The 22,578-nt window shown below is 57.9% G+C and carries 20 protein-coding genes; 9 read left to right on the top strand and 11 right to left on the bottom strand.

What is annotated here, in order from left to right; genetic code table 11:
* Positions 1-15: 15 nt before the first annotated feature.
* Positions 16-717, top strand: a complete 702-nt coding sequence (locus N1030_RS08190; RefSeq protein ID WP_265828794.1) for a response regulator — start codon at positions 16-18, stop codon at positions 715-717.
* On the opposite strand, the gene N1030_RS08185 is transcribed toward N1030_RS08190, so the two are convergent.
* The 5 genes from N1030_RS08185 to ahbC form a co-directional block, all read right to left on the bottom strand.
* Positions 714-2,618 (bottom strand): sensor domain-containing protein, encoded by a 1,905-nt coding sequence (locus N1030_RS08185; protein ID WP_265828792.1) that lies wholly within the window; start codon positions 2,616-2,618, stop codon positions 714-716. The two genes, N1030_RS08190 and N1030_RS08185, sit on opposite strands and share 4 nt — an antisense overlap.
* Positions 2,619-2,789: 171 nt before the next feature.
* On the bottom strand, positions 2,790-3,263 hold the full coding sequence (ahbA, locus tag N1030_RS08180; RefSeq protein WP_265828790.1) for a siroheme decarboxylase subunit alpha: 474 nt from the start codon (positions 3,261-3,263) through the stop codon (positions 2,790-2,792).
* 104 nt (positions 3,264-3,367) lie between these two features.
* Positions 3,368-4,597: a heme b synthase gene (ahbD, locus tag N1030_RS08175; RefSeq protein ID WP_265828789.1), complete on the bottom strand. Its 1,230-nt coding sequence runs from the start codon at positions 4,595-4,597 to the stop codon at positions 3,368-3,370.
* Between the two features lies 1 nt (position 4,598).
* Positions 4,599-5,591, bottom strand: coding sequence for a porphobilinogen synthase (gene hemB, locus N1030_RS08170; RefSeq protein WP_265828788.1), 993 nt, complete (start codon positions 5,589-5,591; stop codon positions 4,599-4,601).
* 144 nt (positions 5,592-5,735) lie between these two features.
* Complete coding sequence (ahbC, locus tag N1030_RS08165) at positions 5,736-6,920, bottom strand: 12,18-didecarboxysiroheme deacetylase (protein WP_265828787.1); 1,185 nt, start codon at positions 6,918-6,920, stop codon at positions 5,736-5,738.
* A gap of 386 nt (positions 6,921-7,306) precedes the next feature.
* Between ahbC and N1030_RS08160 the strand changes: the two genes are divergently transcribed.
* The 8 genes from N1030_RS08160 (at position 7,307) to N1030_RS08125 (ending at position 15,257) form a co-directional block, all read left to right on the top strand.
* Positions 7,307-8,410 carry a glycosyltransferase family 4 protein gene (locus N1030_RS08160; protein WP_265828786.1) on the top strand — a complete coding sequence of 368 codons (1,104 nt, stop codon included), beginning with the start codon at positions 7,307-7,309 and terminating at the stop codon, positions 8,408-8,410.
* Positions 8,407-9,642, top strand: a complete 1,236-nt coding sequence (locus N1030_RS08155; RefSeq protein ID WP_265828784.1) for a glycosyltransferase — start codon at positions 8,407-8,409, stop codon at positions 9,640-9,642. The genes N1030_RS08160 and N1030_RS08155 overlap by 4 nt, the downstream gene beginning before the upstream one ends.
* Positions 9,643-9,688: 46 nt before the next feature.
* A complete protein-coding gene (locus N1030_RS08150; protein ID WP_265828783.1) occupies positions 9,689-10,603 on the top strand; it encodes a YIP1 family protein in 915 nt (304 codons plus the stop codon).
* A 53-nt stretch (positions 10,604-10,656) separates the two neighbouring features.
* Positions 10,657-11,421 (top strand): hypothetical protein, encoded by a 765-nt coding sequence (locus tag N1030_RS08145; RefSeq protein ID WP_265828782.1) that lies wholly within the window; start codon positions 10,657-10,659, stop codon positions 11,419-11,421.
* A 167-nt stretch (positions 11,422-11,588) separates the two neighbouring features.
* Entirely contained in the window at positions 11,589-12,431 is an 843-nt protein-coding gene (locus N1030_RS08140) for a YIP1 family protein (protein ID WP_265828781.1), read from the top strand.
* Between the two features lie 130 nt (positions 12,432-12,561).
* Positions 12,562-13,899 (top strand): YIP1 family protein, encoded by a 1,338-nt coding sequence (locus tag N1030_RS08135; protein WP_265828780.1) that lies wholly within the window; start codon positions 12,562-12,564, stop codon positions 13,897-13,899.
* 29 nt (positions 13,900-13,928) lie between these two features.
* The gene (locus tag N1030_RS08130) at positions 13,929-14,264 is read left to right on the top strand and encodes a hypothetical protein (protein ID WP_265828778.1); all 336 of its coding nucleotides are present in this window, start codon (positions 13,929-13,931) and stop codon (positions 14,262-14,264) included.
* A gap of 225 nt (positions 14,265-14,489) precedes the next feature.
* Positions 14,490-15,257: a hypothetical protein gene (locus N1030_RS08125; protein ID WP_265828777.1), complete on the top strand. Its 768-nt coding sequence runs from the start codon at positions 14,490-14,492 to the stop codon at positions 15,255-15,257.
* Between the two features lie 58 nt (positions 15,258-15,315).
* Here N1030_RS08125 and fliS read toward each other — a convergent pair whose 3' ends face one another.
* The 6 genes from fliS to N1030_RS08095 all read right to left on the bottom strand — a co-directional run bounded on the left by fliS (position 15,316) and on the right by N1030_RS08095 (position 22,577).
* Positions 15,316-16,071 carry a flagellar export chaperone FliS gene (fliS, locus tag N1030_RS08120; protein WP_265828776.1) on the bottom strand — a complete coding sequence of 252 codons (756 nt, stop codon included), beginning with the start codon at positions 16,069-16,071 and terminating at the stop codon, positions 15,316-15,318.
* A 9-nt stretch (positions 16,072-16,080) separates the two neighbouring features.
* Positions 16,081-17,811, bottom strand: a complete 1,731-nt coding sequence (fliD, locus tag N1030_RS08115) for a flagellar filament capping protein FliD (protein WP_265828775.1) — start codon at positions 17,809-17,811, stop codon at positions 16,081-16,083.
* Between the two features lie 241 nt (positions 17,812-18,052).
* Positions 18,053-18,814: a tRNA (adenosine(37)-N6)-threonylcarbamoyltransferase complex dimerization subunit type 1 TsaB gene (gene tsaB / locus N1030_RS08110; RefSeq protein ID WP_265828773.1), complete on the bottom strand. Its 762-nt coding sequence runs from the start codon at positions 18,812-18,814 to the stop codon at positions 18,053-18,055.
* Positions 18,798-19,856: an RIP metalloprotease RseP gene (gene rseP / locus N1030_RS08105; protein ID WP_265828772.1), complete on the bottom strand. Its 1,059-nt coding sequence runs from the start codon at positions 19,854-19,856 to the stop codon at positions 18,798-18,800. The genes tsaB and rseP overlap by 17 nt, the downstream gene beginning before the upstream one ends.
* Before the next feature lie 31 nt (positions 19,857-19,887).
* On the bottom strand, positions 19,888-21,090 hold the full coding sequence (dxr, locus tag N1030_RS08100; protein WP_265828770.1) for a 1-deoxy-D-xylulose-5-phosphate reductoisomerase: 1,203 nt from the start codon (positions 21,088-21,090) through the stop codon (positions 19,888-19,890).
* Positions 21,087-22,577: a pyridoxal phosphate-dependent decarboxylase family protein gene (locus N1030_RS08095; protein WP_265828769.1), complete on the bottom strand. Its 1,491-nt coding sequence runs from the start codon at positions 22,575-22,577 to the stop codon at positions 21,087-21,089. The genes dxr and N1030_RS08095 overlap by 4 nt, the downstream gene beginning before the upstream one ends.
* Position 22,578 lies beyond the last annotated feature (1 nt).

The following is a 22,578-nucleotide window of genomic DNA, read 5'->3' as shown; positions in this document are numbered from 1 at the left end:
GAAAAGGAATGAGCGATGCGTATTCTTGTTATCGATGATGAAATGCCGACCTTGAAGATGTTTGTGCTCATTCTCAATGCCATGGGGCATGAGGTGCTGACGGCGGAATCGGGTGAGCAGGGGCTGGAGGTGCTTAGGGCTGAGCACCCTCCGCTGGTGCTGACCGACATCAAGATGCCCGGCATGGACGGCATCGAGGTGCTGCAGAAGATCAAGGAAGAGAATCAGGCTACCGAGGTCATCGTCATCACTGGTCATGGCGACATGGACCTTGCCATCAAAGCCTTGAATCTGGACGCCACGGACTTCATCAACAAGCCCGTGCGACGTGAGGCCCTGCAAGGTGCCTTGGCCCGTGCGGAAGAGCGCATACAACTGGCCCGGAGCAAGGCTGCGGCCATTTCCATCTATCTGCGTGAAGGTGATGCCGTCATTGCCGTGCGCGGCACCCTTTCCACTTCTTCGGAATCCGCGTTGAAAGACGCTTTCCGGCATGCCGCCCGTTCGCGGAACAACATTGTGCTGGATTTTGCGGAGAACACTTCCATCAACGGCGCAGCCATTTCCGTACTGGCGGAATGCGTCCGCAACGCCCGTACGGAAGGCCAACGCATTGCCATGGTCGGTTTGTCGGCCAATTTCCGTCAGGTATTTGAGGTGATGGGAATAACGAGGCAGATTGCAGCGTTTGCTTCTCTGGATGACGTGCGCTTCTAGGGTTCCACCCGGCAGTTGTCATTGCTCGGCGGAGAGATGCGCAACGCATTCTTGCCGGACTGCTTGATGTCGTACATGGCCTTGTCGGCGCAGCGCAGCAGGTCTCCCGGGGTTTCTCCGTGTTCGGGATACAGGCTGCCGCCAATGCTTGCTCCTATGCGCAGTTCTCTGTTCTCCCACGCATATGGCTTGTTCAGTTCTTCCAGCAGCGGTCTGCCTACGCGGTAGAGGGCTTCTCTTCCCTTGATATCCCACAGAATGATGACAAACTCGTCGCCGCCTATTCTGGCCGCAACGTCTGATTCGCGCAGACGGGCTTTGAGCCGGCTTGAAACTTCCCTGAGCAGCGTATCGCCGGCCTCGTGGCCGTATGTGTCATTGATCGGCTTGAATTGATCGAGGTCGATGAAGAGCACGCCGATCTGTTTGTCGGACCGTTTGGCCTGCGCCACCATGTGCTCCATGGTCTGTTCCATGTAGGCGCGGTTTGCAAGCCCGGTAAGCGGGTCCGTGTTGGCGCGCTGGGCAAGTTCCTGCTCCGAGCGTTTTTTTCCTGTTACATCCACGGCGACGCCTTCCAAGGCTTCCAGTATTCCCATGTTGTTACGGATGGCCCGAATGCTGAGGGATACCCATATGTGTTCTCCGTCGCGTCTGCGTATTTCCGCCTCATAGCCGGAAAGGTGGTCCGTCTTGATAAGTTCTTTAAGCATTTCTGCACGTTTTTCGGGGTACACCCAATGCTCAATGGCCAAGTTGCGTATGGATTTGAGCATGTATTCAGGGGTGTCATAGCCGTATAATCGTGCCATGGCAGGATTGGCGGAGATGACTGTACCGCCGACTGTGGAAGTGAAAATGCCCTCAATGGAGTTCATGAAGATATTGCGGTAGCGTTCCTCTGCCTTGCGCAGCTCTTCTTCCATGCGCTTTCGGGCCGTTATGTCGATTGTGGCTCCCACAAGCCCGGCGACCTTTCCGTTGCTATCCAGCAGAACGTTTTCGTAGACAAGATGTGTGGCAGGAGGCTGCAGCCGCGGGCGATACTGTTCAACGCGTTGCGTTGCCTTTCCTTTTGCGTTCAGCAGTTCCCGGTCATACTCTTCCTGCATCAGAACTACCGGGAGTGGAAAAATATCACGCGGATGCCCGCCGATGAGTTTTTCCTTGGGCACATCGGCCACTGCGGCGAACTCGTCATTGGCCAGCGTGAAAATCCCGCTGGTGTTGCGCACGGCCACAGGAATGGGAATGGCGTCGATGACGTTCTGCAGAAAATCCCGGCTCTCTTCCAGTCTTTGTTCTGCCAGTTTCAGGGACGTGACATCCTGAATGGTGCCTTCCACGCAGCCCTCTTCCTGATTGAATTTTGCCGAAAAAATGGCATGGAAGGTGGAATCGTCCTTTCTGACGAACGTGCAGTGAAAATTCTGCACCTGTCCGGCTCTATGGAGTTCTGCCAGCATTTCAGCCCGGTGCTCCTTGTTCAGATAGACGTCTTTCGGGATGACGCTGGCAAGCATCTCCTTTTCTGTAGCGTAGCCGAACATGCGTGCACCGGTCTGGTTGATGGCGAGGAAGCGGGAACCGTCCATGGTGGAGCGGAAAATGGCGACGAGGGCAAGGTCGTAGAGGTTCTTGTAGGCTTCCTTGGCGGCATCCAGCTCTGTGATTTCCTCGGAATGGTTTTTGAGAAGGGATGTCAGATGTTCCATGCTTGTATGCATAATCCTGAAGCGCCTTGCTACAAGATAGATGCTCAGGGTGATGGCAAAAGCCACGACGCCGAGAAGCAGCATCCAGTCCGCCTTGTCCAGATGGGCGTGAGGAATGGAGCCTTCGGCAGCATGGAGAGCAGGGGGGAAGGCGAGCGCCAGTATGATTGATAATAGTCTTGCCATAGCCGTTCTGCTTTTCGGCACTCTTTTGGTAAGTCTTAGAGTCTGGCTAGGAATTCAGCCAGATACTCCTTCATAACACAATGGGGGTATAATGAAACTCCATGATTCTTTTTTTGCCAAAAAAAAGGAACGCGGGAGCGTTCCTTTGTTGTTGCATGGAACAGGAGCTGGCTAGTCTTCGAGATTGAAATCGACCTTGATCTTGTAGAGACGTTTGGCAGGCAGGTTCAGAATCTCGATGCCGGTCTTGCGGGTTATGCCGTCCAGTGTATCGCAGACGTTATCCCAGCTGGGGCCGATGAAGGTGAACCAGATGTTGAATTCATGGTCGCGCAGGTAATTGTGCGTTACGCCGGGGTAGCTGTTCACTTCTTCGACAAAGCTGTCCATCTTGTCCGCAGGCACCTTGGCGGCGCACAGGGTGGAGCGCCAGCCGAGCCCCTTGGAATTGAAGTTGGCGCCCATGCGGCGGATGATCTTGCGTTCCTTCATGGAGCGGACTCGGGCAAGCGCTTCGGCTTCCGTCAGGCCCACGGCTTCGCCGATAGCCTCATAGGGACGGGGCTCCACGGGGAATCCGGACTGGATGATGGTAAGAATCTTGCGGTCGACTGCGTCAAGGGACGCGTCCATCTGCTGGGTCATGCCTACCTCTTTGATGCCTTGCAGAGGGCTTTGCCACTGCGGTTTCTCATGAAGATCGGCTCCGCCCACAGGCGGAGCCGCAGTGAAGTTCAAATCTGTTGCAGCTAGCCGCACTTGCGCGGGTTGTAGCTGCACAGAGGCTCTTCCGCCATGTGCGAGCCCTTCATGGAATATCCGCGGGCGCGGCAGCCGCCGCACACGTTGTGATATTCACAGACGCCGCACTTGCCTTCGTATTCTTCCTTGGTGCGGAACTGCTGGAACGGCTTGGAGCTGCGCCAGATTTCCGGGAAGGGCGTGGTGCGCACGTTGCCGCAGTCCAGTTCAAGGTAGCCGCAGGGCTGTACCTGTCCCACGTGGGAAATGAAGCAGAAGCCTGTGCCGCCGAGACAGCCGCGGGTGAAGGCGTCCATGCCGAAGTTTTCGGGCGTGACGGGAATGCCTTCTTCTTTGGCCCGCTGGCGCATGATGCGGTAGTAGTGCGGGGCACAGGTGGCCTTCAGGTGCATGTCCGTGGTCTTGCGGAAGTCGTAGAACCAGTTGAGCACTTCTTCGTACTCTTCGGCAGTGATGACTTCTGCGCCCATCTGGGCTGCCCGGCCGGTGGGTACCAGCAGGAAGATGTGCCACGCAACCGCGCCGATCTTCTCGCACAGGGAGAAGATGTCCTTGAAGTAGGGCAGGTTCTGGCGGGTAACCGTGGTGTTGATCTGGAATTCGATGCCCGCATCCTTCAGGTACTGGATGCCGCGCATGGAAGCGTCAAATGCTCCGGGTACGCCGCGGAAATCGTCATGGAATTCGGCACCGGGGCCGTCGATGGAAATTGAGCAGCGCTGTACGCCGGATGCCTTCATCTTCTGCGCGGTCTCGGGCGTGATGAGCGTGCCGTTGGGCGACATGACGCAGCGCAGACCCTTGTCCGTGGCGTATGCGATAAGCTCGTACACGTCTTTGCGCATCATGGGATCGCCACCGGTGAAGATGATGATGGGGTTGCCCACGCTGGGGAAGGTATCGATAAGCGCCTTGGCTTCCTCGGTGGAGAGTTCTCCGGGATACGGCTCTTCATGCGCCTCGGCGCGGCAATGCTTGCAGGCGAGGTTGCAAGAGCGGGTCACTTCCCATGCGATGAGCTTGCAGGCGGGGGTACCGTCTTCAAGGGTACGGGCCTTCATGCCGGCGAGGCCGTCTGCGTGGGCTGCTCCGCCCGGATGTCCTTGGGGATGCCCGCCGGGGTGACCACCAGGATGACCGCCCTGATGGCCGGCAGGATGGCCCTGAGGCTTCTGTCCATGGCCGCAGGGGCAGCCGGAATTCTTGTGATCGTGCATATTACTTCACCAGTCCTCGTGCGAGGAAGTCTTCGGTAAAATAGGAGATGATGAGATCCGCACCGGCGCGCTTGATGCCCATGAGCGATTCCATGGCAACGGCATCGCCGTTGACCCAGCCGTTGTGTGCGGCTGCCATGATCATGGAGTACTCACCGCTCACCTGATACGCGGCCACGGGCAGGTCGAATTCGTCGCGGACCATGCGGATGATGTCGAGATAGGGGCCTGCGGGCTTCACCATGAGGAAGTCGGCCTCCTCCAGCACATCCGCCGTTGCTTCGCGAAGGGCCTCGCGGCTGTTGGCGGGGTCCATCTGATAGGACTTGCGGTCGCCTGACTGGGGGGCGGACTCGGCAGCCTCGCGGAAGGGGCCGTAGAATGCGGAGGCATATTTCACGGCATAGGACATGACCGGAATGTTCTCGAAACCGGCTTCGTCCAGTGCTTCGCGGATGGCGAGCACGCGGCCGTCCATCATGTCGGAGGGGGCTACGATGTCTGCCCCGGCTTTCGCATGGGAAACTGCGGTTTTTGCCAGCAGGGCAAGCGTGCCGTCGTTTTCCACGGTGACATCGCCGTTCTCCTTGCGCAGAATGCCGCAATGACCGTGGTCGGTGTATTCGCAAAGACACACGTCGGTCACGACCACCAGCTGGGGCCAGCGCTGCTTGCACAGGCGAACCGCCTTCTGCACGATGCCGTCATCGGCATAACCTTCTGAACCCACGCCGTCCTTGGTTTTGGGAATGCCGAACAGGATGATGGAGCGCAGGCCGGTTTTGACGGCGGCATCCACTTGCTTTTCGAATTCCTGAAGAGATAGCTGGAACTGTCCGGGCATGGAGCTGATCGGCTTGCGGAACGAAGCATCGTCGGTATCCACAACGAAGTAGGGCATAATCAGGTCCTGCGCGCGGACCTCGTTTTCCCTTACCAGTTCACGAAGAGCAGCTGTGCGGCGAAGGCGCCGTCCACGAAAGAAGTCTGCCACCTGAGGCTCCTTGGAATGTTTGCGGCCCGAAAAGCGTTGCCTCCGCAAATTCGGGCTGGTCTGCAAAGAGGTTCAGACAACTCCGGCGGGCAGGGAAGCGGATTCCTCTACCCGCCGGAGGCGTAGTGTCATTGTGCTTGCGTGCTATTCGGGACGGATTTCGTCGTCCGTCAGATAGCAGGCGGGGTCCTGTGCCCATTCGTCGCCGTAGTAGGCTTCGGCACGGGCGCGGAAGTTGCCGCCGCAGATGTTCAGGAAGCGGCAGGTGGCACAGCGGCCGCCAACGTGCTTCTTCTTGTCCTTCATCTTGGCGAGCAGTTCGATGTTCGGATCGTCCCAGATTTCGGAGAAGGGACGCTCAAGTACGTTGCCGAACACCTTCTGGCGCCAGAACTGGTCGGGATGGACGGAGCCGTCCCAGCTGATGCAGCCGATGCCGCGACCGGAGCTGTTGCCTTCGTTGAACTGCAGCAGTTCGAATACTTCTTCGGCGCGCTTGGGGTCTTCCTTCAGCATGCGCATCCACACGTAGGGGCCGTCGGCATGGTTGTCCACGGTGAGAACTTCCTTGGGCATGCCTGCGTCGTGCAGTTCTCGGGTGCGGTCCATGATCAGGTCGAGCATTTCGCGGGTTTCCTGATGATCCAGGTCTTCCTTGATCAGTTCGGAGCCGCGGCCGGAGTATACGAGGTGGTAGAAACAGATGCGGGGTACTTCCAGATCACGCACCAGATCAAAAATCTTGGGCACTTCGGGAGCGTTACGCTTGTTGATGGTGAAGCGCAGGCCAACCTTCAGGCCTTCGGCCTTACAGTTCTCGATGCCTTCCAGTGCCTTCTTGAAGGAGTTGGGAACGCCGCGGAACTTGTTGTGCACTTCTTCCATGCCGTCGAGGGAGATGCCCACGTAAGAAAGGCCCACTTCCTTCAGTTCCTTGGCCTTCTGCTTGGTGATGAGCGTGCCGTTGGTGGAAATTACTGCGCGCATGCCCTGATCGGTGGCATACTTGGCCAGTTCCACAAGGTCCTGACGCACCAGCGGTTCGCCGCCGGAGAACAGCATGACGGGTGCACCGTACTGGGCCAGATCGCGGATGATTTCCTTGCCCTTTTCAGTGCTGATGGCGTCCTTGCCGTCAGGGTCTACGGCATGTGCGTAGCAATGGACGCACTTGAGGTTGCAGCGCTGGGTCATGTTCCATACGACCACGGGCTTCTTGTCTGCGGAGAACTGGAGCAGGTGGGAAGGAAGCTTTCCGGAATGGCGACCGTAACGCAGTGCGTCGGACGGTTCTACCTGGCCACAGTAGAGTTTGGAAATACCAATCATCGTAACTCCTTATACATGATGGACGGGGCCGGTTGCACTTCTGCGGCCGGAACGCGCACAGGTTCCTTGCCTGCCGCTCAGTCCCCTTCCGTAATCACGGGATGCAAAAACTCCGTCTGGGAATATAACGCCTATAACAGGGTTGGCAAGCCCATATCAGTAGTCGTTCCTGACGGCATTCCCCTGTACCAGACTCCGGACCTCAGGGCAAAGGCTTTTCCTTTATCAATAAAGGTTGGTCGCGTGAACAGTAAAGGGTGTGGGATCATTGTTGTTCATGTTCTGCCTTTCGCTTGTTTTCCGCGTTACACGTGGTGTACATGTTCCGTTGAAGAATCGGTTTGATTCCCTTTTCTTTCTGCGCTGATGTCGCTATAATTTCTCCTATGACCGTCAATAAAATCAGAGTGCTGCATGTGGTGCAGGGGCTTGGTGCCGGTGGTACGGAAAAGGTGATGCAACTGCTCGCCTGTTATACCGCCCCCGAGCGCTTTGCCGTTGCCGTTCATTCGCCTGCCGACGGCCCCAGAGCCGGGTTGCTGCGGCAGGCGGGCATACAGACGTATGTGGGCGGTGATGTTGCTGCTGTGCTGGAGCGCCTGCGGCCGCATATTATCCACGTGCACCGGGGGGGATGGCCGGAACCGGTTCTGATGCGTCCGCTCCGTCTGTACCGGCAGACCATGCACAGGCAGGGACGTAAGGCGGTTCTGGTGGAGACCAACGTGTTCGGACGCCACGATGATTCCCCGGGAGGGGCCGCGCTGGACGCCACTTTTTTTGTTTCCCGTTTCTGCGCACACCGCTATGGGCAGGTGGAGGGCATTGCCGTTGCCCCGCCCCGTTATCAGGTGCTCTACAATCCTGTGGATACGGATTTTTTCGCTGCCCATGCCCTGCCGCCGGAGCAGCGTGACTATGCGCGGCCTGTCATCGGGCGAATCTCCCGTCCCGACCCCGGCAAGTGGTCGGCGCTGGCGTTGGAATTTCTGCCTGCCACTGTGCGGGCGTTGCCGGATATGCGTTACAGGATTGTGGGCGGCATCGACGAGGCCCATCGTTACGTTGCGGAGCAGGGGCTGGAGGACAACGTGGAATTCTGCGCTCCCGTGCTCACGGACGGGGAACTTGTCACCTTTTTTGATTCCATCTCCCTGCTGGCCCATGCCAACGATACGGGCGAGAGTTTCGGGCTGGTCATTGCTGAGGCCATGGCCTGCGGGCTGCCAGTGGTGACGCATCCGGCAGCAGGGCTCAGGGACAATGCCCAGCTGGAGCTTGTGGAACACGGCATAACGGGGTTGGTCGCCAGGTCGGCCGAGGAGTATGCCGAAGCCGTGCTCCATCTGCTGCGACATCCCGACGAGGCCAGACGCATGGGCATGGCCGGTCGCGAAAAGGCGCAGCGTCTTTTCCGCGTGCAGACCGTGGTGCGCAAACTGGAGCAGATATACAGGGAGCTTCTTGAGCGTTGCGGAGGTGTGCTGTGAGTTCGGATGCTGCACGTCTTGTCCGCGACCAGTTGCACGTGTATTCCGCAGCGGTTCTGCCCTTCCGTATGGGGGAACGGGCTCTGCCCGAGTTGCCGGAGAACTCTTTCGATACCGTGCAGCGGCATCTGCAGCAGGCCTTGCGGGCCGCGCAGCGTACTGGCCGCAGTCATTTTCTGCTGCTGGGGTGCGGCGACGGCAGGTTGCCGGACGCCATCGCGGCTGCCTTGCCCGACAATGTTACGCTCACGGTGCTGGAACTGCACCCGGAGCGTGTGCGTCAGGCCATGGAGCGGGGGCATATGGGCTGGTGGCGGGAGGCTGGCAGGCACCGTCTGGTGACGGATGTTTCTTCATGGGCGTTGCTCGTCCTGCTTGCGCAGGCGGGGCTGACGTCTGCCAATACGGCCATGATGCTGCATCCGCAGTTGTCGGAGCAGGAGAAGGAAGCCTGTCGCGGATGGCAACGTCTGTTCACGGGGAGTGCCCTTTTGGCAGGGGGCAAGGCGGAGCAGGGAGCTGACGGCCCTCTGACGCTGGGGATCATTGCGCATCCTCAGGAGCCGAATCTCCACGAGTTTTTTGCCCATGTACCGGACTGGGTGCATGAGGTTGTGCTGGTCTGGGATGCTGATACTATGGAAGCATTGCCGGTATCGGTACGCTCTGCCGCAGAGAGTTGTGCGGTTCCGGTCCGGCAGGTGGCGCGTCCTTTGGGTGGAGACTTTGCCGCCCAACGCAATGCAGTGTTGGCTGCCTGCTCGACGGAGTGGATACTGTTTCTGGACGGTGACGAGCGATTGTCGCCGGAGGCATGGGCCGTGTTGCCTGCGTTGATGCGTCAGGGGGTGGGCGGATATGTTTTCCCGCGCTGGACGCGCATAGGTTCCGAAGCGCAGTGCCGCGCCGGATTCGGGTTGTGGCCGGATGTGCAGCTGCGTCTGTTTCGCAGAGGCCCGCAGACACGTTTCGAGCGCAATGTGCACGAGGTGGTTCGCCACGTGGCCGGACCGCTGGCGCTGACCCTGACTATGCATATTGATCATTACAGCCATCTGTGGAAGGACATGAACATGCTGGCGCAGAAACTGCGTACTTTTGACGAAGCCGCAGGCCGTGAAGCCATGCACAGGCTGAACAAGGAGTACCCCGCAGTGTCCTGCGAGCTGTTCGGCGTCATGGAAGGGATGTGCGGTCAGGACTCCTGTCTGCTGTTGCCCGTGACCATGTGAAACGCATGAAAGACGCCATAGGTGTAGCCTAATCAAGGAGAAGTTCGTGAAGCTTGTTTGCCCGCAGTGCCAATATACCAAGGAACTGGATGAAGCCGTCATTCCGGCGGAAATGGTATACGCCACCTGTCCCCAGTGCCGCCATCGCTTCCGTTTTCGTGGTGAGGAGCCGGATTTCGGGCTGGAAGCGTCAGGCCCTGAAGATCAACCCGAGCCTGCCGGAGATGATTGGGCGGCAGGGAACCTGAACGCCGGTGCTCAGAAGATCGGGGCAGGGGCACAGCAGTCCTTTGCGGCCGGTTCCCCGGAAACGTCCGGCGAAGGGGGAACTGCCCCCTCCGTTGATCCGGCGGTGGCTGGCATACCATGGGCATACAGGCACGAAGTGGGCTGGCTGTCGGCATTCATTGCCACGGTGCGTGCCGTGCTGGTCACGCCAGCTGAGTTTTTCGGCCGTGCAGGCACCGAGTGGCGCAAGGCTGGCGTGTTTCCTTTTTACATCATCTGTATCACGTTTGGTCTGACCGTTGGGCAGGTTTGGGCTTGGGCCATTACCACGTTCCTGTCTGATGTGTTGTCGGAACAAGCCATCACGGCCTTCGGAGGGAATTTCCTGGGCTTGGGCATGGCGCTTGGCATGGTCACTATCACTGCAGTGATTTCTCCGCTGTTCCTCTTGGTTACGGCGGGTATTATTCATGGTTGCCTGAAGATTACGGGGGGCGCTCGCAAGGGATTCGGCGCAACCGCCATGGTATGCGGATTCGGTGCCAGCACCTATGTGCTGTACCTTGTGCCGTTTATCGGACAGTTTCTTGGGGGCCTTTGGGGGCTGTTTGTTTTGCTGGTGGGGCTCAGGCATGCGCATGGCGTTCCGATGTGGCGGGTTGTGCTGGCAGTGGTGTTGCCCTTTATCATTATTCTTCTGCTTATTGTTACGGCTGGGATGGTCAATGCCTGATACCTTTTTCCTGCCTGTCTCCTGTGTCTTTTTCGTGAGGCAGGGTATTCCGCATGACTGATGGTTTTCACGAGGACTCCTGTAGACCCGGGCGTGTTTCAGATTCTGCTTCCGGGCAGGAGGATGAGTTCGCGAGCCGCAGGGAGCGTGAAGGGCAGAAAATAGCGGCCTCTTACGCTGAAACTGAGCTTGGCTCTCAGCAGCCTTCCGGTCCAGAAGACGGGGGCTTTGCCGGAAGCTTTGGCGAGCGGGTGTGGTGTGTGCTGTTCTATCAGCAGCGGGTTTTCGGTATGTCGTTTGAGGGGATCTGGGATCGCAGGGCGTTATGGTTCGCCATGCAGGTGGCCGCCGTGACTCCCTTGTTACAGCAGGGGCTGCTGTATCTTCTTCTGTTCCTGTTACCCGTGCTGCTTCCGAGTTCTGTTCCGTTGATCTCTGTGGTGGAGTTTCTTCCGGCACGTCTTTCACTGGCCGAGTTTGTCCGCTACGCTCTGCTGGTTCCGGTATTGCTTCCCATCCCCATCGTTTTGTACTCCGGGCTTCTGCATGTCCTTCTCCGGCTTGCCCAGTCCGGAGAGCGGGGATATGCCGTTACCCTGCAGACGGTCTGCTATGCCTCTGCCTGCTGGCTGTTTGTCGTTCTCCCCGGCAACGGCGCATACCTTGCCCTTATCTGGTGGCTGGGCGTGCAGACTGTGGGGCTTCGCCTTGCCCACCGTTCACCGTGGAGCAGGGTGCTGCCCGTCATGGCTTTGCATGTTTCGGCTGCAGCATGGCTCGTGTCCATGGCAATCGGCTGGGTTGCCTTTCCTTCTTGAGCCTGTTTTTTATCATGGCAGCAGGCCTGCCCTCATCTAGACATTTGCCGTGAAGCGGTTTTTTCCGTACAAGTCGGGAGCTGTTGCAGCCTGCAAAGGCGGCAGCCGCTACGTATGCCGGCCGTTGCCGCCGGAATGCGGGTACTCTGATAACGCAAGGATTCTGCATGGAAATTCGTTGTCCCCAGTGTGGATATGGCAAAGAAGTGGATGAAGCTGTTCTGAAGCCTTCCGTGACGTTCGCGACTTGTCCGGAATGCGGGCATCGTTTCCGCTTTCGTGATGCCGTTGACGAAAACGAGCCGGATTTTTCTCTGGATTCCGGCGACGCCGGAACCGCGTATGAAGAGGATGAGCAGTCGTACCGTGGTGCTCCGGAAGAAGGCCCCATGCCTTCGTGGGCGCAGCCCAAACAGGCGGAAGCCGAGATTTGGGCACACGCCAGGGAGGTGGGCTTTGTTAACGCCTTCATTGCCACTACCCGGCATATCCTTCAGCGTCCTCAGGGGTTCTTTGCTACGATGAGCCGTGAGGTCTCCTTTCTTGTGCCGTTCAGCTACTATATGATTGCCTCTCTGCTGGGGATAGGACTTGAGACATTCTGGCAGACGGCCGTGGGTAACCCCATTTTGCCGGAGGCCTTTACCGGATCCGTGGCAGATGTGGGGGAACTGGTGCAACTTCTGTTTTTCAGTCCCGTTGTACTGACCCTGTATCTGTACGCTCTTTCCGGCATATTGCATCTGGGGCTGGTGCTGACCGGTGTGGCCAAGGGGGGCTCGCGGGCAACCATGCGCGTGGTGTGTTATTCCAGCGCTGCGGATCTGCTGAGTATCGTTCCGGTTGTCGGTGCGTTGATTGGCGGGTTGATGCGTCTGTGGATCATCGTGGTAGGGTTGAAAACGGTGCACGGAACTACCACAGGGCGCGTGCTGCCTTCCGTTGGTTTGCTGTTCCTCTCGCTGCTCGTCATCGTGGGCCTGACCATGCGTGACCTCGGCTTGCTGTAAATTGCCGCATATTCTTTCCTATTGTGTTGATTTAAAAATATTTTTATAATTTGTGCGCTTTTTGGCTCTCTCTCTTGATTTGCCAATATGCAGGTCGTACAATGGGTTATATTTTTTAAAGGGATAGTTCATGCTCATACGTTGTCCTGAATGTCTGTTCGAACGCCAGGTGGACCTTGCGAAGATTCCACCCACGGCCCAGCTTGCGACCTGCCCCAAGTGCCGTTTCAAGTTTCGTTTTCGGGAGTATGTCGTGGATCTCCCGGAGGCCGAACCGGCGGTAGAGCCCATTGCGGTCGAGGATTCTCCCTATGTGCATCCGGCTCTGCGGGATGTGGCTGAGCAGACCCAGCCCGACACTACGCCCGTTACGCCCGTTACGTATGTCGCGCAGGTCGAGCCGGAAGCAGATGATGTGGAGCAGGACAGCGAGGAATCTTTCGGGGATTTGCCTGACTCGCCTGATACGCCTGACACGTATGAACCTGTCGCCGTGGTTGAAGAACGCGGTGATGAGAGCTACGGCCAGGTCGTCGACGAGAATCGCTGGGCAGACGATGATGCATATGACGAGGAAGCTGACCTAGCGGAACCGGCTGCGGAGCATGACGCAGACCGATACGACGATGAGGCTGTCTATTCCCCCGAGGCGGATGCTTACGCCGATGAGCAACATGCGGCCGAGGAGGCCGATGCTGCGAAGGCTTCTGCATCCAAGCCCCACAGACATCTCGGCACCATCAGTGATTTTGAAGATCACGGCGGTAAGGGCGACATATGGGATGCCATTGCCGCCATGGGGGAAGGCGATCATTCCGGCGTAAGTGCCTTTATCCGTCATTCTTCCGTGGAGATGCAGATTCCCTGGGAGAATCGCGGCAAGCTCAGCCTTGTTGCCGCATGGTCAGAAACCCTCCGTCAGGCACTGTTTTCGCCGACTCACTTTTTCAGTTGTATTCAAGGGGCCGGTGGCTTCGCAGCGCCCCTTTTGTTCTTCCTGCTGACCATGCTGCTTGCCGTGGGGTTGGAAACCGGCGCTCTGGCGCTTTTGTACAGCTTGTGGGGAGACTCCCTGCACGCGGCCGGTCTTGCCCTGCCTTCGGCATCGCCTGAAGGGGTCTCTCTGGGGCTCATGGCCGGTGGGCTTTTCGGGGTCGCTTTGGGCAGGCTTCTGGTCATGGCCGTGCTGTGCCATCTGTTGCTGCGCATCTCCTTTTCCAGATGCAAATCCTTTGCAACCACCTTCCGTGTCATTGCTTACAGCAGTGCGGCCGGACTGGCGGGTGTTCTGCCTCTCGTGGGCACCATTGGTGCGCAGCTCTGGTTCCTCGCGCTGGTGTTCGTCGGTTTGCGTCATGCCCACGAGGCGGACTGGAAACAGACTATACTGGCCGTTTTGCCTGTATGCATGCTTATTCTTGTTGCAGTATTCTGGATGATGGGGCTGGAGACGGGAGCGGGAGTCTAGGCGGGCTGTCGATAAAGCCGGAGTGCGATATGTTCGGATGGCTGAAGCGCATAGCGGAAGAGATTCGTGACCGGATACGATATTCTCGCAAGATATCTCCGGAGAGTATCCGCCTGCTCGCTGTCGAACTGCAGGAGCTGGCTGGTATTGCTGAATTGGTCCATCCCGATGTGCCAGACAGAACCGCCCGCATTCAACGCATTCGCAGCGAGGTGAGGCAGCTCATTGAATTGACGGAACGTTTGGAATTTCGTCGTCTTTCCGCGCAGCGCCGTCTGGAACTCCATAGCTCGCTGGTACGCTCTCGCGCCCAATTGCTCGATTCCATGCAGAGTGTTCCGTCTCCCACGGACAGGATTCAGTAGTTCTTTCCCAGTTTATTCGCAGTGTATCGGCAGGGTTGCCCTCTGTCAGCTGCCGTGCTTTTGCCCTCCGCCTCTTCGCAGGGATATCCCGTACTCTTGTGGGTTCTGTCCCGCTCCTCTCGCTTTCTCAGCTAAGCCTAAATCAGGCATTGATCTTGCATTTTGTGGGATGTCACGTAATGGCGTGATGCAATCCTGACGAACGAAGCTAGAAGGTTGGGTATTATGCTCTATCTGCAACGGTGCGTATATATTGCCTTTGTTTTGGCAGCAGCTATGCTGCTCGGATGCTCAGGCTCCAAGGTGACCGAGAGCGTTTCCGGATTTATCCCTGACAGCGTCAAAGAGTCGGCGGACAGGATGGCGCCCGACGCCTTAAATTCGTCGCTGGGGTCCACGCCCCAGATCGTTTGGGATCAATGGGTGCGCAAGGGGCCTGTGCAGGTTTATCTGCGCCCCAAAGAGGAGCCCGTGGTGCAGCCGTCGGTTCTGTTCTTCCCCTTCATGCCCAAGATGGATGTGGCGCAGGGGCGCCATATCAGTCGTGAGCTTTCGCGCATGGTGTGGCAGAACTGGTTGGCACAGGAGGTTTTTCCCATCATCGAGTTTGCTGATTACGCCGATTACTATACGCCGGAGCGGGCTATCTCTCTTGCCCGGCAGCGTGGTGCCGACCTTGCGGTGGGCGGGTACATCACTAACTACATGGCAGGCGGTTCGGTCAGTGACACGTATGTGGCATTGCAGGTCGAGGTGTATGATACCGCAACTGGCGCACTTATCTGGTCCATGGCACATGCGGGCATGATGCAGAGCGAGCTGACCAGAGATTACATCATTTTTTCGGCGCGGACCCGTCTGCCATCCGACCCTACCGGAGCCATCATGCAGGCCCTGTCCCGCGACATGGCCAAGCCGCTTCTCGCGTGGACGGAGCCTTTGCGGCGGGAAGAACGTGAGGCCGAGGCGCAAGGAGGCAACAAGGCTTTCTAGCCTTCGTTGTCCGATGGATGAAAAAAGAAGCGGGAGGTTTCGGCCTCCCGCTTTTTCTTTATGGGGTATTGTGCGCTGCGATTTTTCTGTACATGGCGGCGCCGGAAAGGCGTCTGCCGGAAAAGTCCAGAGGAGTGGTGTCGTTGGCTGCCTTTTCTTGCGGTATGGCCGGTTCAGGCGGTGTCTTTGCGGCGGTTTCCTGCACCGTTTGTTGCTTCTGTTGCGGTGCGGGTGAGGCCGTCTGAGCCTGCGGGGGAGTCTGAACTGTTGCTTTAGCCGGGGCAGGTGCCGTAGCCGCCTGTGTCTGCATGGCAAATGCGTTTGCCTTGGGCAACGGTGCCTTGGCGCCAAAGGCCGCAGGTTTGGGAATGCCGCCTGCCGGAACATGGGACACATGCGTCTGTCCCGTTTGTACGGGGGTGGTCATGGCGGCCGCCGCTGTGGCTTCGGGCGTATCTATGATCTGGGCATACGCGCTGCGCAGGCCGGACAGAATCTTGATGACCTCGTCAATGTAGCCAATGTCCATCTTGAGGTTGGCGTTGAGCAGTCGGGTTGAGCAGTAGAAGTACAGTTTGTGCAGGTTCTCCGCCAGTTCGCCGCCCTTTTCCGCATTCAGGCTGCTATCGAGTTCGTTGATGACATCGAGCGCCTTGGAAATAAGTATTCCCTTTTGGGCGTAATCGCGTTCTTCGATCTTGATTTTTGCCTGATTGAGGAATTTGATGCAGCCGTCATAGAGCATCAGGAGCAGCTTCCCCTGCGAGGTGGTGGCCACCTGTGTCTGGAAATATGCTTTGGCTGCTTTCTGCATTTAGTTCTCCTACTGCTGCGCCAGTTGGGCTACCTGCTTGTTCAGGGATTCCATCTGGCCGTTGTATTTCGTGAGCGTTGATTCCAGCCGGGCAAATTTCAATCGCATGGAGCGTTCCCAGCGGATGATTCGCGATGTCTCGCGTTCTATCTTCTTATCGATCTCATCCATGATATCTTCATAGTTCTTCTCGATAATTTTCAACGTTCCGTCCGAGCTGAGCACATCCTTGAGGAGGGCGTCCATCTGACCGGCCTTGCCCTGTTTGAGACGGACCGTGTCGGAATAGCTTCCCGCAACGAGGTTGTTCACCTGAATGACCATACCGCGAGAGTCGCCGGTAAGAGATGAAATCTGGTGAGTATTCTGGTCAACCTTGGCGTTCTGTCCGCCTATCTTGGCATTGATGATGTTGCCGGTGGCATCCACATCATAGCTGACGTCATAAATGCCGGGCTTGGTGATTCCCTTGACCTGCGAGTAGAAGGAAAAATCCTGGGAATCCGTGGTGCCGATACCGTCCGCTGCAAAGAGTTCCGCAACGGCCGTGGGATCTTTGGCAAGGGCTTCATCAAGTTTTTCCATGTCGACGCGCAGCAGGCCGTTATCCTTGTCGCTCTGGTCCGCTACGGTGAGAATGCCGATATGCGCCAGCGTGGAATAATAGTCGCCTTCCCCGCCGTTGGCGTCGGAATAGTAGTCAAAACCTTCGGCTCTGCCGGAAACGGCCAATTTCAGGCGCGATGAAAGCAGTTGCACACCGTAGTTACCGGTAAGAACCGATCCTTTTTCCGCGTCGAACTGTGAGCTTTCATCGTTGGGGTCGGATGCCTTTGCGTTGGAGTCAACTTTGGTCAGCTCAAGCATTTTAGTTCGCACGGCGTTCATGCCGTCCACGAAGTCCTGAATGTTCTGCTTGATCTTCTCGAGATCTGTTCCGACGGTGAGTTGGGTTGTGCCTACATCCTTGAGGTTGATGGTAAGGCCCTCAATGACTTCCGAAACCGTGTTGGACGACGATTCGATGAAGCTGCCTGCTGGCCAGTCGTTGACCCGAATCAAGGCATTCTGGGCAGCCTGATAGTTCCAGTTGGTAAGAGGGCTGTCCGGTGCCTGCAGGTTGGTGAGATTGGTGCCGGCATCAATGCTCAATGCGTTCGCGGCGCCAAGACCCATACCCCGAATCTGCAGGTTGTATTGATCTCCGTTCTTGATGAGCGCAGCCTTGACTCCGGGGTTCTGCGGATCGGAATTGATGAGGTTGACCAGCCCCTCGACGGTGGTGTTGCTGGCAACCGTCAGGGTGCGCTGTTTACCCTTGTAAGTATACTGAAATGTCTGGTTTGCGCCGGACGTATTGACCTTGGCGGTCTTGCTGGCAAATCCGGTGTTGTAGGTCCACATGGAGTTTTTAGCCAGCTGTCCGACCTCTATCTTGTATACGCCTTCGGAAGCTTTGGAGTCCGTGGTGGCGGTGGCAACGGTGTCAAACGAACTGGTGGCGGATTTTGCAAGAAATTCCGCCATGGTATCCATTTTCTGGACCGTGCTTTGGAAATTCTGAATTTCCGTGTTGATGGTGCCGAAGGCATCAACACGTTTTTGCCAGTCGCCCTTCCACAGCTTCATGCGATTCATCTGGATGGACTCAACTTTTTTGAGCTGAGTGATCATCGAATCGAAATCGCTACCGGATGCGAGACCGGAAAAATGTATACCGCCAGACATTAATTCAGCCATAAGATACCTCGGGCATTTTTTTCCCAGATAGAATACTCCACTCAATGCAGTGCAAGGCTGGTGCCAGCATGTGCTTGGGGAAGAAGCGGGACAAACTATGCCTCCGGTAATACCTATCGGCTGAGAATCCGGTTTCTTTAGCGTGGAGGTGCTCAGCAATCGGCGAAGGTACGCATCATCCTGTCCGGAAATGAAAAACCCCGCCTTCTTATGAAGGCGGGGTCTTGTTTGCTTGAGGCAGCTATGTCGTGGTGAGCTTTGTCAGCGTTGCCCGGGCCTGCTGCGGGTCAAGGCCTTTGGCGGCGGCAATGCTGTCCAGATTCTCTTCTGCATCGCAGGGGCGGATGTAGAGTGGCTCAACCGGCTCTGTGGAATATTCGATGTGCTGAGCCAGCGCCAGCAAGGTTTCCGGTGCGGGATGGTCAAAGCGTTCGGGCAGGATGAGGGCCTCCGGGCATTGTTCCATGAAGAATGCAAGATTCTTCCGTAAGCCGGAACCCAGCAGAACAGGGGTGCTGCTGCTTGCCTTGATACGTGTGGCAGTTTCTTCCAGTGTGGCGGAATCTGCAGGGCAGAGTGCTTCAGTTTCCCCGTTCACGTTGCGGAAGCCCTGAATGTGTACAATACCCCTGCGTGCATGCGTAACCGTCCACACGGGGGCGTCTGCGGTCATGGCAAGGGCGTCTGTCGCGAGGGCATTCATGTAGTCTATGCCGCCCATGGTTAACCCCAGGGGACGGGCAAGACCCAGCGCCGTGGAAAGCACCAGCCGCAGGCCGGTGAAGGATCCCGGGCCACGGATGACGGCAATGCGGCCTACATGGTTCAGGGTGAGCCCCATGCGGGTGAGCCCGTCCATGAGAGCCGGTACAAGTACCTGCATGCCATGACGGGGAGTGAACCATTCTTGTGAAAAGACGAGTTCGGCTCCGTTGCCGCAGGCAATCTGCAGACGCGCTTCCGCGCCGTTCAGAACAAGAGTGAGGCTAGAGTCTGCGTACATCGTTGAACGTGGCCCAGATCATGAGGGTTATGAGCAGCATGATGCCGATGCGGGAGGCTATATCCATCACGCGGGGCGGTACCGGTCTGCGGATGACGGTTTCAATGAGCAGCACCACGAGATGCCCGCCATCAAGGACAGGCACGGGCAGCAGGTTCAGCAGACCGAGGTTCACGCTGATGAGTGCGGCCAGCGCCAGCACCGCGGCAAGGCCGTGCTCCGCCTGCTTGCTGACCATCTGTGCGATCATGATGGGGCCGCCAACGTTATCCATCGGAACGACCCGCTGGACAATCTTGACAAAGCCTTGCGCGGTTATTCCGATCATTTCCCAGGTCTGCTCAAGTCCGGCGATGGCTGCGGAACTGCCGCTCAGGGGCACCGAAACGGTCTTGCCGGAAGCGGCAATGCCGATGAGGAAGCTTTCTTCCTCTTCGCCGAATATGTTCTTGCGGGCAAGACGCTCGGGCACCACGTTGAACGTCAGGATTTTTCCTTGCCGGTCAACAGTGACGGTGAGCTCTTTGCCGTTGCTCTTGCCAACGGTGTCGGCAATGTCATTCCAGAAGACTATGGGGGTGCCGGCAATATCCACAACGGAGTCACCGGTGTGAATGCCCACGGCAGCTGCAGGCGCATCGGGAAGTACTTCACCTATTTCGGGTGCCATGTGCATCTGGCCGCTGCTCCAGAAAAGGCCCCAGTAGATGAAGAAGGCCAGAATCAGGTTGGCGAGGGGACCGGCAACGATGACGCACATGCGGTGCCATGTGGGGCGGTTGATGAAACTTTCTTCTTCGGTAAAGCCACCGGAAAGGTCATTGTCGTCGTTCTCACCGGCAAGGGAGACGTAGCCTCCCAGCGGAACGAGGGAAACTCGGTATTCGGTTTTGCCGTACTGCTTCTTGAGCAGGGCAGGACCGAAGCCGAGAGAGAAGGCCCGAACGCCTATGCCGAACAGGCGGGCAACGGCAAAGTGGCCGAGTTCGTGAAAGAAGATGAGTCCGCCAAGGACAAGACCTATGGCTATGGCGCTGGTCATGGTAATGATTTGCTCCGTGCTGGGGGTGGGTTTAGGTCGCCCATTCGCGCACGCGTGCGCGGGTAGCAGCGTCTAGCGATTCAATATCGTCAATGGTTTTGGGTGCATGTCCATCGTGGGCACGCATGGCCCGTTCGATCAGTTCCGGAATGGCGAGGAAGCTGATGCGGTCGTGCAGGAAGCTTTCCACGGCCACTTCATTGGCTGCATTGAGCACCACGGGCAGGCCGTTGCCGCCGCGCAGAGACTCGCGTGCCAGTTCAAGGCATGGGAAGGAGGATATATCCGGTTGCTCGAAGGTCAAGGGGCCGCACGTCACAAGATCCAACGGTTTTACTCCCGTGGACAGCAGTCTGGGCCAGCCGAGGCAGTAGCCGATGGCAATGCGCATGTCCGGCGGGCCCATGTGGGCTATCTGTGAACAGTCGGAATACTCCACCAGCGAATGGATGATGGACTGCGGGTGCACAACCACTTCTATGTTTTCAAGAGCAAGGCCGTACAGATAATGCGCCTCAATGACTTCAAGGCCCTTGTTCATGAGGGTGGCCGAGTCGATGGAAATCTTTGCGCCCATGGACCAGTTGGGATGTGCCAGAGCCTGCGCGCGGGTGACCGTCTGCAGGAACTCCCTGTCCTTGCCACGGAAAGGGCCGCCCGAGGCTGTAAGGATGATGCGGCGTACGTTCGCGCCGTCGTGTCCGCACAGGGCTTGAAAAATGGCGTTGTGTTCCGAATCCACAGGCAGAAGGGAAGCCCCTGATTTCTGGCAGACTTCACGAATGAGGTCTCCGGCCAGCACCAGCGATTCCTTGTTGGCCAGCGCAATGACCTTGCCTGCCTGTGCAGCCGCGAATGTGGCACGCAGCCCGGCCGCCCCTACCTGTGCGGAAAGTACGGTGCTGGCTTCTTCCAGTGAGGCTATCTGTGCGTAGCCTTCCGGTCCATAGAGGATGGTCGGGTTGTACCCATCGGGCAGGGCGGAACGCAGGCTGTTCGCTGTGGCTGCGTCCAGAACGGCAAGGTAGGGCGGGCGCCATTCATCAGCCTGTCGGGCCAGCAGCGAAATATTGCGGGCACCGGCCAGACCGATCACGTTGAACATGTGCGGCTGCTCGCGCAGTACCTGCAGGGCGCTGGTGCCAATGGAACCGGTGGAGCCGAGAATGACGACAGAACGGGGGAAGGTGTCCGACCACGAAGTGTCCGGCAACGGTGAGATGTAATTGATCATGCTCGGGAATCCTGTGTCCGGGTGACGAAAGCCTGAGCGCCGTTGGCAGAGAGGCGCAGCCCGATTTCCGTCATTACGCCAAAGAGCAGCCGGATGTCGTCTTCAGTGGTGCGGTGGTTGGCAATGCACAGCCGTACCGCCGCCTTGCCGCCGATGCGTGCAGGGGTGAGGAAGCCTGTGCCGCTGCGCTCCAGTTCCGCAAGAATGTCGATTTGCAATTGGTCCAGTACTTCCTGAGCCCAGTGTTCATGACCTTCAGGCACGAAGCGGGCGCAGGCGATGGAAAGCTCTGCGGGTGCCGCAGGCGCCCAGTGCGGTGAATCTGCGGCGAGGGACAGGAACAGCTGGGCCATGGCGCAGTTGCGGTCCACGATGGAGGCCAGTCGTTCGGTACCGTATGTGCGGAAGGAGAACCACAGCTTGAGAGCGCGTCCCTGGCGGGACAATTGGAAATTGGTGTTCTTCAGGTCCCAGTCGGATTCCTGACCGAGGTAGGCAGCCTTGGCCCTGAAGGTGGCTTTCTGCTGTGCGCTGCTTTTGAAGAGCGTGATGCCGCACTCCAGCGGTACGAAGAACCATTTGTGCGGATCAACGCAGATGGAATCGGCACGGTCTATGCCTTTCAGCTTGTGCCGGTGCATATCTGAGAGCAGTGCGGCACCGCCGTAGGCGGCGTCCACATGTAGCCAGAGCCCTTCCTCGGCGCAGAAGTCCGCCAGTTCGTCGAGCGGATCAATGGCCCCGGTGGAAACGGAACCCGCCTGTGCGACAACGCAGAAGGGATGAAAGCCCGCCTTGCGGTCGGCCTCCACGGCTTCGCGCAGGGCATCCACACGCATGCGGAAATTTTCGTCGGAAGGAATGCTGCGTACATGATCGTGACCGATACCCAGCAGCATGGCCGAGCGCGAGATGGACATGTGCCCCTGATCGGAAACGTAGAGCGTTATGGGCTTTTCCATGCCCTGCAAGCCTTTTTCCGCAACATTGGGCACGTGCTTCTGACGGGCTACGGTAATGCCCATGAGGTTGGCCACTGTCCCGCCGGAAACAAGGGTGCCTCCCCATCCTTCGCCGTAGCCGAACAGCTCGGCGAACCATGTGAGGACGATGTTTTCAAGTGCCGTGGCAGCAGGGCCGCCCTTGAAGGAAAGGGGGGCCTGATTGAAGCCTACGCTGAGCAGCTCGCCGATGGTGCCTGCCGGAGATGGGCTGGTGGTGATCCAGGCCAGAAAACGCGGGTGCCCGATGCGGGTGTTGACGGGAGGGAATGATGCCACCACCTCGTCCAGCACCTGATCGGGATCGTGGCCTTCGCGCGGCAGTTCCGAGGGGAACAAAGCCCGCACATTCTCATAGGTGGTCTGTGCAATGACCGGATCGGTCCGCACGGTGCGGATGTAGTCTCCGATGATCTGCATGACGCGGTCAAGATGGTCATCAAGCCGCTCAAGATCAAGCGTATAGTCCGTGGACTGGGAGCTCATG

The sequence above is a fragment of the Desulfovibrio mangrovi genome (assembly GCF_026230175.1).
Lineage (GTDB): Bacteria > Desulfobacterota > Desulfovibrionia > Desulfovibrionales > Desulfovibrionaceae > Halodesulfovibrio > Halodesulfovibrio mangrovi.
The sequence above is the reverse complement of the archived record's forward strand: the minus strand, read 5'-3'. Positions and strand labels throughout refer to the sequence as shown.